Annotated in this window: 9 protein-coding genes; 3 read left to right on the forward strand and 6 right to left on the reverse strand. The window is 34.2% G+C overall.

The window, feature by feature from the left end; all coding sequences use genetic code 11:
• Window positions 1-189 precede the first annotated feature (189 nt).
• From ACIQ0M_RS10100 to ACIQ0M_RS10120, 5 genes are read right to left on the reverse strand one after another with little or no spacing between them, the layout of a single operon-like run.
• Entirely contained in the window at window positions 190-1,200 is a 1,011-nt protein-coding gene (locus tag ACIQ0M_RS10100; protein ID WP_396151828.1) for a peptidylprolyl isomerase, read from the reverse strand.
• Between the two features lie 9 nt (window positions 1,201-1,209).
• The gene (locus ACIQ0M_RS10105; RefSeq protein WP_396151886.1) at window positions 1,210-2,337 is read right to left on the reverse strand and encodes a peptidylprolyl isomerase; all 1,128 of its coding nucleotides are present in this window, start codon (window positions 2,335-2,337) and stop codon (window positions 1,210-1,212) included.
• A 16-nt stretch (window positions 2,338-2,353) separates the two neighbouring features.
• Window positions 2,354-2,944 carry a gliding motility-associated peptidyl-prolyl isomerase GldI gene (gene gldI / locus ACIQ0M_RS10110; protein ID WP_396151830.1) on the reverse strand — a complete coding sequence of 197 codons (591 nt, stop codon included), beginning with the start codon at window positions 2,942-2,944 and terminating at the stop codon, window positions 2,354-2,356.
• Window positions 2,944-3,957, reverse strand: coding sequence for a bifunctional oligoribonuclease/PAP phosphatase NrnA (locus ACIQ0M_RS10115; RefSeq protein ID WP_396151832.1), 1,014 nt, complete (start codon window positions 3,955-3,957; stop codon window positions 2,944-2,946). The genes gldI and ACIQ0M_RS10115 overlap by 1 nt, the downstream gene beginning before the upstream one ends.
• 50 nt (window positions 3,958-4,007) lie before the next feature.
• Window positions 4,008-5,255 (reverse strand): voltage-gated chloride channel family protein, encoded by a 1,248-nt coding sequence (locus ACIQ0M_RS10120; protein WP_396151834.1) that lies wholly within the window; start codon window positions 5,253-5,255, stop codon window positions 4,008-4,010.
• 270 nt (window positions 5,256-5,525) lie between these two features.
• Between ACIQ0M_RS10120 and ACIQ0M_RS10125 the strand changes: the two genes are divergently transcribed.
• The 3 genes from ACIQ0M_RS10125 (at window position 5,526) to ACIQ0M_RS10135 (ending at window position 11,852) form a co-directional block, all read left to right on the forward strand.
• On the forward strand, window positions 5,526-9,455 hold the full coding sequence (locus ACIQ0M_RS10125; RefSeq protein WP_396151836.1) for a PAS domain S-box protein: 3,930 nt from the start codon (window positions 5,526-5,528) through the stop codon (window positions 9,453-9,455).
• A 35-nt stretch (window positions 9,456-9,490) separates the two neighbouring features.
• Window positions 9,491-10,342 carry a neutral zinc metallopeptidase gene (locus tag ACIQ0M_RS10130; protein WP_396151838.1) on the forward strand — a complete coding sequence of 284 codons (852 nt, stop codon included), beginning with the start codon at window positions 9,491-9,493 and terminating at the stop codon, window positions 10,340-10,342.
• A 154-nt stretch (window positions 10,343-10,496) separates the two neighbouring features.
• On the forward strand, window positions 10,497-11,852 hold the full coding sequence (locus tag ACIQ0M_RS10135; RefSeq protein ID WP_396151841.1) for a hydroxymethylglutaryl-CoA synthase family protein: 1,356 nt from the start codon (window positions 10,497-10,499) through the stop codon (window positions 11,850-11,852).
• A gap of 1 nt (window position 11,853) precedes the next feature.
• Here the strand turns inward: ACIQ0M_RS10135 and ACIQ0M_RS10140 are convergent, their stop codons facing one another.
• Window positions 11,854-13,389, reverse strand: coding sequence for a YifB family Mg chelatase-like AAA ATPase (locus ACIQ0M_RS10140; protein ID WP_396151843.1), 1,536 nt, complete (start codon window positions 13,387-13,389; stop codon window positions 11,854-11,856).
• Between the last annotated feature and the right edge of the window lie 60 nt (window positions 13,390-13,449).

Genomic DNA, 13,449 nt, shown 5'->3' on the forward strand with positions numbered 1-13,449 from the left:
TCTTTAAAATGAAGTCTACAAGCTTCTTCACTTCCAAAATTTGCCGTAAAACTGAATAAATTCATCGCTTTTTTTTATCAAATATAAGGCTTTTTATTTAATTATGGGTAATTGCGGACAATCAAATGTAAAATAATAAAAAAGCCGAAGTTTATTAAATACTTCGGCTTTTTCAAATTTGAGTTAGACTTACTTTATATCAACTAATTCTGTTGTAAAAATAAGTGTTGCTTTAGCCGGAATCACCGGAGGTCTTCCTTCTGCTCCATAGGCTAACCAATAAGGAATGATTAATTTGGCTTTGGCTCCTTTGTTTAGCAGAGCAATGCCTTCTTCCCATCCCGGAATGACCATTCTATTACCTAATTTAAAATCGATGGGTTGATTACGGTCGTAGGAACTGTCAAATTTATTACCGTCTGACAATTCTCCAATGTAGTGCACCGAAACATTGTTACCGGGCACAGCTTTTGCACCCGCTCCTTCGCTTTCCATGATATAGGCTAAACCGGATGGAAGAATCGTTGCTTTTGGGAAAGTCTTTTTCACATATTCATTGAATTTTACTTTCTCTGCTTTTAATTCTTCTTCTTTTTTCTTTTTCATCGCTTCTTCAGCAGCCAATCTGCCGGTAAAAACTTTTGGAGCATCAAATTTCTTGGCTGCATCACCAATTCTGATGATTTTAACTTTGTCCATCACATCATTTTGAGCGATGGCATTCACAACCTCCTGCCCTTCTACTACGCTGCCAAAAACAGTGTGTTTTCCATCCAAATGAGGTGTTGGTACATGGGTGATAAAAAACTGTGAACCATTGGTTCCTTTTCCGGCATTTGCCATGGAAAGGATGCCCGGACGGTCGTGTTTTAAATCTGTAATTTCATCGGCAAATTTATATCCCGGTCCACTTGTTCCTGTTCCGGTGGGGTCACCACCCTGAATCATAAAACTTGCAATAACACGGTGAAATTTTAACCCGTCAAAATAAGGTTTCCCTCTCAGGCTTTCTGAAACTTCTTTGTTTGTACCTTCTGCTAAAGAAACAAAATTGGCTACCGTGATGGGTGCTTTTTCATATTCTAATTTAAGAAGGATTTTACCTTTTAAGGTTTGTATTTCAGCATAAAGGCCATTCTCTTTTTGAGCAAATGTACTCATGGACAAGGCTAATACGATAATTGAAACTAGCTTTTTCATACTTAATAATTATTGATTTGGTAAATTTTCTAAAAGTTCTAATTCAAAAATTAAATTGGTATTGGGAGGAATAACACCACCGGCACCTGCCTCACCATAGCCTAAATGGGAAGGAATAAACAAAACCGCTTTATCACCAATACTCATTTTTTCTAATCCTTCTAAGAAACCGGGAATCAAACCGGTTTTATTTCCGTATTGAAATGGAAAAGGCACGTAGGCTTTTGCATCGGCTTTTTGTTGATTGAATTTTCCAAACGCTTTGGATACATCTTCATAACTGGAATCGAACAATTCGCCACTTTCAAAAAATCCGGCATAGTGAACATATACAGTTGAACCAACAGCCGGTTTTTTTCCTTTCCCTTTTTGGTAAATGGTGTATTGTAATCCGTTTGCCGTTTTTTGTGCTGTTTTTTTCTGCTCTTCAAAAAAGGCTACTTTTGTATCAATTACATCTTTGTATTGTGCTAAAAATTCTGCTTTTTCTGCAGCCGCTTTTTCTTCTGCTTTTTTTCTATTTTCCGCTTCTACTTTTAAGCGGTCATTGAATACTTTTACGGCATCAAATTTTTTGGCGGCTTCGCCATTTCGTACAATCTTTATTGACTCAATTACGTCGGAAGCTGCAATTGCATTCACCACTTCCTGACCTTCTTTTACTTTTCCGAAAACGGTGTGTCTTCCATCTAAAAATTTGGTTTCCACGTGTGTGATAAAAAATTGTGAACCGTTTGTGCCCGGACCTGCGTTGGCCATTGATAAGATTCCGGGACCGTCATGCGACAAATCGGTAATTTCATCCATAAAATTATAACCGGGACCACCGCTACCGTTTCCGGCCGGATCACCACCTTGTATCATAAAATTTGCTTCTACTCTGTGGAAAGTTAAACCATCGTAAAAAGGTACTCCTTTTTTGGCACTATCGGTTACATGCTCATTGGTTCCCTCTGCCAACGAAATAAAATTGGCCACAGTGATGGGCGTTTTTTCATATTCTAATTGCGTAATAATATCGCCTTTTGCGGTTTTTATCACAGCAAAAATACCATCGCCTAAATGGTCATAATCTTTTCCGCAGGATGCTAAAAATAAAGCAGTTATACTTAAAAACAGAAATTTTACTTTTTTCATTTTACTATTTACTTGTTTATTGATTGTTAGAATTATTTTCATTTTTAACTTTTTTCAACTCTGTTTCCTTTTCAAAATCGGCTAATGTAACCGTGCATATGATGGGAACATTTGGTCCAATTCGGTTTTTATCGCCCAAATAGCCATAGGCCATGTGTGAGGGGAATAAAAATGTTACCTTTTCATTTTTACGCATCAATTTGATACCATCTCTCAATCCGATCATAATTTCTTGTTTATCGACCAAGTAATCTTGCGGACGAAGTTCCAAAGCAGTATAAATCACATTCCCTTGTAAATCATTTATTTCATATTCAAAAAATGCCACATCTCCTTTTTTGGGTCTGAGTGTATCGGTTTCATTTTTTATTTCATACGTATACCAATAGCCTTTTTTGGAAGCCAAATACTCTTTAGTTGGATTGCTTTTGATGATAGAATCAATCAGCTTTTCTTCACTAGCTACCAGCTTTTTGTTACGAACAACCGATTCTTTCATAAAACTACCTGACGATTGTTGAATGGGTCGTCTTGCTTCCGAGTCTTGGCAACCGATAGCGAATAACATGCCAAAAAAAAGTAAACTGTAAAAAATTTTTGCTTTCATTAGAATTTTAATTTGGGATGATTCTTTACTACATTTTCAAATTGTTTGATTGTGTCTTCCATAGACAACATTGATTTTCCACCGGCCGCATTATTGTGACCACCACCATTAAAATGCTCTCTGGAGAGCTGATTAACATCAAAATCGCCCAAAGAACGCAATGAGATTTTAATAATTCCCTCTTCTTTATTTTCAATAAAAATGGCGGTAAAGATAACGTCTATGATAGACAATCCGTAATTTACAATTCCTTCGGTATCTCCTTTTTTGTAGTTAAAAAGATCCAATTCCTCTTGTGTTAAAGTAATGTAAGACGTTTTATGGTCTTTTAAAACTCGCATATTTTGAAGAGCTTTTCCTAACAATTGTAAACTCTCATAGGTATTATTATTGAAAAGCAGATTATGAATTTCGGTGTTTTCAATTCCCAAATCGATTAAATCAGCCACGATTCTATGTGTTTTTCCGGTTGTTTTCGGAAATTTGAATGACCCTGAATCGGTTACTATGCCGGTATAAATGCAGGTTGCAATTGTTTTGTCAATGTAGTTCACATCGCTAACAGCATCTATAAAATCATAAATCATTTCACAAGTTGAGCCATAGCGAGTGTCTGAAAAAGTTACGTTGGCATAGGCATCAGGAGCTTGATGGTGATCAATCATGATAAATGGCACTTTCAACGTGTTTAATACATTCTCCATTTCGCCGGTTCGGTGTAATGCATTAAAATCGAGCGTAAAAATTAATTCTGCTTTTTCCAGTATATTTTTTGTACCGTTTCTATCTTTTTCATAAACTAAGACATCTTGAGCACCGGGTAACCATGCCAAAAAATCAGGAAATTCATTGGGAGAAATAACAACCGGTTGATGGTTAATTTTTTTAAGAAAATGATATAATGCTAGCGTTGATCCCATTGCATCACCATCTGGATTTCTATGCGGAATAATGGCAATTTTTTTTGAATCCTGAAGCATCTTTTTGGCTTCGATAATTTGATTTTCTTCCATAGGATGCGAAGTTACTTTTTTTCTTTTAATAACGAAAAAATAGCCGGAAATTATAAATTTTCGAATGTAGATTTTTTGAAGCTTTGGTAAATTTTTCCTTTTATTCCGCCAATCAATTGAGGTGAATAAATGCCTTTCCTACCCGAAAAAAGATAGGAAACTAGGCATGCGATGCCGATAAATAATCCGGATTCAATTCCAAATAGTTCCATTCCCATTACTGTGCAAGCAATCGGCGTGTGGGTAGCTCCTGAAAAAACAGCTACAAATCCCATTCCTGCCAAAAGAGCTGTAGGTAAAGGAATGTAAATTGAAAGGAAACTTCCTAATGTTGCTCCGACAAAAAATAATGGTGTGACTTCACCGCCTTTAAAACCAGCACCTAAAGTGAATCCGGTAAACAAAATTTTTAATAAAAAGACATAACCCAATTGCTGTGCTTGAAATGATTCAACAATTGTTGGGATTCCCAATCCGATGAACTGCGTTGTTCCAAGCCAAAATACAGCAATTGCGATTACAATTCCGCCTATAAAAGGACGAAATGGAGGATATATAATGTATTTTGTAAACAATTTCCCCCACCAATGCGTGCTTTTAGAGAATAACATTGCAGCTAAACCAAAAGGAATACCCACAAACAAAGCCCAAAATAATGTTTCAAAAGTAATTGTAGGGATAAAAGATATTGAATAATGCGTGTGGTTTACCGGTAAAATCTCCACTGTGTAATAGGCTATAAAAGCGACTAAAAACGAAGGAAAAACGCTTTTGAAATTTATTTTACTAAAAAAAAGCACCTCGATGGCAAAAATTGCTCCCGCTAAGGGAGTGCCAAATACAGAGGCAAAACCGGCACTAATCCCACAAATTAAAATAATTTTTCGCTCTTCTTTGTCTAAGGAAAATCGTTTTGTAAGTTGGTCTGCCACACTGGCACTCATTTGAATTGCTGTTCCTTCTCGCCCGGCAGAACCACCAAAAAGATGGGTAATTAGCGTTCCGAGAAGCACCATTGGAGCCATCCTGAAAGGTATTTTATTTTGAGGACTGGAATATTCTTCTAAAATTAAATTGTTTCCTTTTACAACGTCTTTTCCAAAGCGATGATATCCATATCCAATCACGAGACCACCCAACGGTAAAAGCCCGATTATCCATGGGTTAATCGCTCTGAAATTTGTGACAAGTTCTAAGCTGTATAAAAATAAACCCGACATTAAACCCGAAAAAACACCGATGATAATGGCGAGAATAATCCATTTTAAAAAGTAGCTTACTAACGATTTTAAATTCATTGCTTATGATTACATTTCAAAAATAATGATTTTATAACAGTTGATGTTGATAAACTAACCGATTAAAAAAATCAAATTACTTCGAAAATTAAATAATATTGCTATTTTTATCGAATTAATAAGAAAAACCAATTCAAATACCACACAATGCCCTTACTAATTAAATTATGGTTATTGCCATTTTTTAAGTATTTTATGTTTTTAAAGGAAATAGCAACTTTCCCTTTTAACTTGAAGGCTCCTTATTTTCAGAACCTTACCTCTTTACCCATGAACAGGGATTGGCTTTTTGTAATTGTATTTGTGCTTTTTTTACTCACCATCTCTTTTTTGGTTTTTAGGAGAAATGCGGCTTATAATAAAAGTTTTGTCAAAGATTTTTCAGAAACAGAATTTTCAAAAACAGAATATCAAAAATATTTTTTATCCCTTTCGATTATTATTCCTTTTGTTGAAATTGTCCTTAATGTATTTGAATTGAGAAATAAACCGATGGTGATTTCAAATTTAGTATTTGGAGCTGTGTTTTTAGGGATTTATTTTTTAAGTAAAAAAAGCAGTTTTTTGTTTAACTTGTTGCCTCGCCTTTTTATTTTCTTTTATCTCATCTATATATCGATTGTAATAAAAAACCTTGTTTATTATGATCCGATGGAATTAATAACCTTTTCTGCTTTATTAACTTTAGTGTTTTTTTCGTATAATGTTTTTTTAAAAATTAAGCATTATTGGATTTTTATAAGTTCACTGTTTGTCATTTTTCTAACATTATTAATTACCGGTAAATTAATATTTGAAATTGGTGTCATTTGTATAATTAGCTTTTTATTAATTGTGATTTTAAATCATGCTAGACATACATCAATATTAAACACCAAAGACAAATTTTTATTTGCAAATGAAATTGTAAACAAAGGAAACTCACTAGTTATTGCCACAAAAAAAAATGGTGCTTTAACTTATTGCAGTGAAAATATACAAAACATCCTAGGTTATCAAGTGGAGGAAGTCTTGGGAATGGGATTTTGGCAATTAACGGAAGACCCTGAATTTATTGGAGAAGATTATCATCATGATTACCAAAAAGATCGTGTTTACAAACGAAAACTCAAATGTAAAGACGGTCAATATAAGTTTATACAATGGGTAGACAAAGAATTTGGTGATGATTTATTTGTTGGAATTGGTATTGATGTTACCGAACAAATTAATATCGAAAATCAATATAAAAATCTTGTTGAAACCGCCACTGATATAATTTTTGAGACAGACAATCGAGGAAAATTTATTTACATCAATTCCTTTTCGTGCGAATTACTTGAATATGATTTGAGTGAATTAATGAAATTGAATTTTGGCCAATTAATTAAAGAAGACTATCGTGAAAAAATAGTCTCCTACTATATCGAAGAATTTAAAGAAAGTGGTAGTCCAAGGCTAATGGAATTTCCGATTTTGAAAAAAACCGGAGAAGAAGTTTGGATTTCACAAAAAGTAACCGTTAGAAAAAATGATTCAGGCGAAATCATCGGCTATTCCGGCATAGGTAGAGATATTACTCTAATTAGAAATCTAGAAATTGAACGAAACCATCGACAAGATAAAATAAAAAAATACAACGATGCGTTGACCAAATTATCTACCACAAGTTTTGCAAATTTTGAAAGCATCGTCCCTATACTAAAAGTAGTTTCTGAGAACGTATCAAAAGCATCCGGAATTCAACGAATAAGTTTTTGGAATTATTTTCCAGATAGAATTGAATGTCTAAATTTATTTGAACTTAAAGATTTTAAACATTCCAATCATTTAATAATTAAAAAGAAAGACTTTCCAATTTATTTTGAATCGATTGAAAAAGAGCAAATCATTATTGCTTCAGATGTTAATCGACAAAAGGAAACTTCAGAGTTTATAGATAATTACTTTAAGGAAAATAACATAAAATCATTATTAGATTATCCTGTTTTTATAGAAGGAAAATTGTCCGGTATTATTTGCTTTGAAACTACAAACAAAAAAAGATATTGGGACAATGAAGACATTAACTTTACTCGTTCTGTATCTGAAATTATAACCTTAGGATTCGAAACGATCAAAAGAAAGCAAATAGAGGAAAATTTAGTTTATAAAAGTGATTTATTAACCGCAGTAACAAAAATTTCTGAAAAAATATTAGTTTCAAAAGACACTTTTAAAGACTTTAATGAAATCCTTGCTACACTTGGAAAAGCAACAAAAGCTGATAGAACTTATTATTTTGAAGCCGTAGAAGAAAAAAGAATCATTTCGCAAAAATTTGAATGGGTAAAAGGTCAGATTCAACCACAAATTGAAAATCCAGATTTACAAAATGTTCCTTATGAAGTATTTTTGGATATTGTTATTCCACTTAAATCAAGTAAAGTTTATAATAAGCTTGTGAAAAATATGTTTGAAAGCGATTTTAAAGAATTAATGAAATCACAAGACATACTTTCCGTACTCATTTTCCCTATTCATGTTAAAAACAAATTAGTGGGTGCTATTGGTTTTGATGATTGTACAACTGAGAGAATTTGGACAGAAGATGAAATTAACATCCTTCAATCATTAATGAACAACATCTCATCTGCTATTGAAAGAAGTTTAAATGAAAGTATTATCTATAACAGTGAGGAACGCTTCAGACTTTTAGCCGATAACATTCCCGGCACTATTTATTTATCAAAATATGACTCCAAGTTTACAAAAATATACTTGAATGATGAAATTGAAAAATTATCCGGTTATCCAAAAGATATGTTTCTTAATAATGAAATTTCCTATTTGGATTTTATTCATCCGGAAGATAAAGATAGGGTAATAAAAGACCAAAAATATGCCCTGGATAATAATCAGAAAATACATTTTATTTATCGTATCATTCATAAAGATGAAAAAATAGTTTGGGTAGAAGAGTTTGGAGATGTTATCATAAAAAATAATGAAGTAGAATTTATAGAAGGAATATTTATTGATATCACCGAAAGAAAACTGCAAGAAGCTGCCATCAAAGAAAAAGAAATGGCCATTGCAGCCAATAAAGCAAAATCAGAATTCTTGGCCAATATGAGCCACGAAATTAGAACCCCATTAAACGGAATTATTGGTTTTACAGACTTATTGATGAATTCTGATTTAGAAAAAGGTCAAGCCAAATACATGAAAACAGTGAATCAATCAGCCAAATCACTGATGAGTGTGATTAATGATATTTTGGACTTTTCAAAAATAGAATCCGGAAACCTTGAGTTAGTGATTGAGGAAACAAAGCTGAAAGATTTGGCTTCTGAAGTAATTGACACTATCCGATTCGAAGCCATTCAAAAGAAAATTGATGTTGATGTTCATGTAAATGCAGACGTTCCAAAAACGGTTTGGATTGATGCAGTGAGGTTAAAACAAATTTTAATTAATCTTCTCGGTAATGCTGTCAAATTTACTTCCAATGGAAAAGTTAAACTTAAAATTGAAGTGATGGATAGAATTACTACTCATCAAACCCGACTTCGTTTTTCTGTAATTGATACCGGAATAGGAATTAGAAGAGAAAACCAAGCCAAAATTTTTGAAGCTTTTTCCCAAGAAGATAGTTCAACAACCAGACAATATGGCGGTACGGGTTTAGGTTTGAGTATTTCTAATAAGTTACTCGCTTTAATGAATAGTAAATTGGAATTGATTAGTAAACCTAATGTTGGTAGCACTTTTTATTTTGATGTTGATGTTCAATCCTCCAGTAAGGAAAAAATAACAAATCTTAATTTGTTAAAAGTGGATGAAGAATTTGTGTATCAAAATTTTGATGCTTTACGTGTATTAATTGTAGAAGATAATAACATCAATTCTTTACTGGCAAAAACCTTAATTAAAAAGATTCTTCCCAATTCAAAAATCACAACAGTCTCTAATGGACAAGAAGCCATTGAAAAATTTGAGGTTGAACAATTTGATATTATCTTTATGGATATTCAAATGCCTTTGATGAACGGTTATGAAGCGACTAAAATTATTCGAACTATGGATCATGGAAAAACGATTCCGATTATCGCCTTAACAGCAGGAACAGTGATTGGTGAAAAAGAAAAATGCCTCGAAATAGGAATGAATGATTATGTTTCAAAACCAATAATCAAAGGAAGTTTGGAAGAAGTTATTGCAAAATGGATTACTTCTTAATTTTTTTGTAATTTTAATCTATTAAATCAAAAATTATGAAATGGGAAGGCAGAAGACAAAGTAAAAATGTTGAAGATCGCCGTGGCATGGGCAATACAGGTAAAGTTGTTGCAGGCGGTGGTTTAATAGGGATAATTATATTACTCATCAATATTTTTGGTGGCGAAGGTGCTCAGAATATTGCACCTATTTTAGAACAAATACAACAACAGCAATCCGCCGAAACTCCTACTCAACCGCTCAGTGAAGAAGATGAAAAAATGGGACAATTTGTAGCTACCGTTTTGGCCGATACCGAAGATGTTTGGCACAAAATATTTGAAGAAAACGGAATGAGTTATAAAGAGCCCGGAATGGTTTTGTTTCGCGGTTCAGTGCAATCGGCTTGTGGTGGTGCCACTTCTGCATCGGGTCCTTTTTATTGTCCCGGTGATCAAAAAATTTATATGGATTTAGATTTTTTTGATGAATTACAAACGCGTTTCGGTGCCCAAGGTGGTGATTATGCTATTGCGTATGTCATTGCACACGAAGTCGGTCATCATGTACAAACGTTGTTGGGGACTTCCGGAAAAGTGAGACAATTGCAACAAAAAATAAGCAAAGAAGAAGGGAATAAATTGTCCGTTTCGTTAGAATTACAAGCCGATTTTTATGCCGGATTGTGGACACATTATAACAGCAAATACCTTGATGAAGGTGATATTGAAGAAGCCTTAAGTGCTGCTCATGCCGTGGGTGATGATGCCATTCAAAAGAAAATGCAAGGTCATGTGGTACCTGATTCTTTCACGCATGGAACTTCCGAACAACGTGTAAAATGGTTTGGAAAAGGATTTAAAACCGGCGATATCCAACAAGGTGATACGTTTGCAGCATTGAATTAAAATCAATTTTATTGTCTTTTTTTGCTCTTTTAAAAAATTAAGCATCCCTTTTTTAAAACATTCATAATTCGTTTTAAATTAGGGATATTTTGTGAAATGTTCAATCCAAATTGTTTGTTGCTTTTTTACCTTTGTTTCTTAAATTTTTGTAATAATGAACGTTGGCATCGATAGCATTTCCTTTGATATTCCCAAAATACACTTACCCATTTCAACCCTTGCAAACCAGAGAAATATTGAACCTGACAAACTCATAAAAGGGTTAGGTTTACACAAAATGAGTTTTCCTGATCAACATCAAGATGTTGTAACCTTCGCAGCAAATGCTGGTTTAAAGTTAATTCAGCAGGAAAATATAAATACATCTGAAATTGCCCGTATTTATATTGGTTCAGAAAGTGGTGTGGACAGTTCAAAACCAATTGCTTCCTATGTTTTATCTTTATTAGAAAGTAAAGTAGGAATCGGTTCGTTTCGAAATTGTGATGTGGTTGATTTAACTTTTGCTTGTATCGGTGGTGTAGATGCTCTACAAAATTGTTTAGATTACATTCGATTAAATCCTACCAAAAAAGCAATTGTTATTGCTTCGGATAATGCTAAATATGATTTGGAATCGAGTGGTGAATATACACAGGGTGCCGGTGCAATTGCGATGTTGATTTCTTCAAAACCAAGAATTTTGAGTTTCTCCAATGAAGTTGGCGTTTCTACAGAAGGTGTTTTTGACTTTTTTAAACCAAGAAGAAGTTTTTCCAAAACTGAAATAACTAATTCTTCGGATAATCCGAAATGGTTTGGTGTGTTAGAAAATGAAATTTCGATTTACAAAGAACAGCCTGTTTTTGATGGACAGTATTCTAATCAATGCTATATCAATCGAATTACGGAAGCTTACGAACATTTTAAAAAAGAAAGTCAGCAAACCGGAAAAATCTACGAAAATTGGTCATCCATTTTGATGCATCTACCCTACTGTTTTCAAGGAAGAAGAACTTTTATAGAAATTTTTGCGAATGAAAACCCGGAGTTACTTTCCAATCAAATTGGTGAAACTGAAAAAGACAAATTAAAAGCTTTGAGCAAAAGCCCTGAGTATTTAGCTCTTATTAATCAAAAAATTTATCCATCAGAAATCGCTTCGGGTCAAGTAGGAAATATTTATACCGGTTCTATTTTCTTAGGAATGCTTTCTACTTTATGTTACCATGCTCAACAAAACGCCCCTTTAGAAAATAAAAAAGTAGGATTCATAGCCTATGGTAGTGGCTCCAAATCAAAAGTTTTTGAAGCCACCGTTTGTGAAAATTGGAAATCGGTTATTAATCAAATCAATCTATTCGAAACATTAGAAAATAATTACTCTATTGATTTTGAAACCTATGAAAAGCTTCATAAAAAAGAATTGCAACATTCTGTTTTAGAACCCAAAAATGAATTTATTTTAGCTTCTATTGAAAAAGAAAATCCGGTTTTGGTGGGTGCGAGGTATTATGAGTATTCTGAGTAAATCATCCCAACCAACCTTCTCTATCCAAACTTCGATATTGAATTGCCTCCGCTATATGATTCGGTTTAATATTTTCTGCAGCTTCCAAATCGGCAATGGTTCGGGCCACTTTCAAAATTCGGTCATACGCCCGTGCGGATAGATTCAAACGCTCCATAGCGGTTTTAAGCAATTGTAATGACGTTTCATCTAAAACACAAAATTCTCGAATATATTTGCTACCCATTTGGGCATTGTAATGCAAATTATCAAATGGCTCAAACCGTTTCGATTGAATTTCTCTGGCAAGTGTAACCCTTTTTCTGATTTCAGCACTGCTTTCTGCTTTTCGGGTTTCAGTTAATTTTTCAAAGGGAACCGGATTCACTTCAATATGTATATCAATTCTGTCCAAAAGCGGACCCGAAATTTTACTTAAATACCGTTGCATTTCAGCCGGAGAAGAACTTACCGGAGCATCAGGGTCGTTAAAATATCCGCCCGGACTCGGATTCATACTGGCCACCAACATAAATGAAGAAGGATAAGTAATTGTAAATTTTGCTCTGGAAATGGTTACTTCTCTGTCTTCCAAAGGCTGACGCATGACTTCTAATACTTCACGTTTGAACTCCGGTAATTCATCTAAGAACAAAACACCGTTATGTGCCAATGAAATCTCACCCGGTTGTGGATAACTTCCACCTCCTACTAAGGAAACTGATGAAGCGGTATGATGCGGACTTCTAAACGGCCGCTGACTCATCAATCCGGCATCTTTAATTTTTCCGGCAACGGAATGAATCTTGGTTGTTTCCAAGGCTTCCTTCATCGTCATAGGTGGTAAAATACTCGGCATTCGTTTGGCTAACATTGTTTTTCCGGAACCGGGTGGACCAATTAAAATGATGTTATGACCTCCGGCAGCAGCAATTTCCATACAACGTTTGATTCCTTCCTGCCCTTTCACATCCGAAAAATCAAATTCAGGAAAATCTAATGTTTTTGAAAACTCGGTTTGTGTATCAATAACAGTTGGTTCTAAATCGCCTCTTCCTTCAAAAAAGTCAATGACTTGTAAAACATTTTCTACCCCGTAAACATCCAATCCTTCCACAATGGCGGCTTCTTTTACGTTTTGAATCGGGAGAATAAACCCTTTATAGCCTTCTTCTTTCGCTTTAATGGCAATTGATAATGCTCCTTTTATGGGTTGTAATCCACCATCCAATGAAAGTTCACCCATAATGATGTACCGATCTAATTCCTCCGCTTGAATTTGTCCGGTAGCAACCAAAATACCAATAGCAATCGTAAGGTCATATGCAGAACCTTCTTTCCGCATATCAGCCGGAGCCATATTGATGGTAATTTTTTTAACCGGTAAAGAATAATTGTTATTTTTGAGAGCGGCAGCAATGCGGTAACTGCTCTCTTTGATGGCATTGTCGGGCAATCCGACCAAGTGGTAGCCCACTCCTTTGTCAATATTTACTTCTACAGTAATCGTGGTGGCTTCAACGCCGAAAACGGCACTTCCAAATACTTTAACTAACATGGCGTATACATTTAATGTGACAAATATCACAAATTGATTTGAATAATTACTTTATTTTTG

The organism is Flavobacterium sp. (assembly GCF_044339515.1).
In the GTDB taxonomy this organism is placed as follows: domain Bacteria; phylum Bacteroidota; class Bacteroidia; order Flavobacteriales; family Flavobacteriaceae; genus Flavobacterium.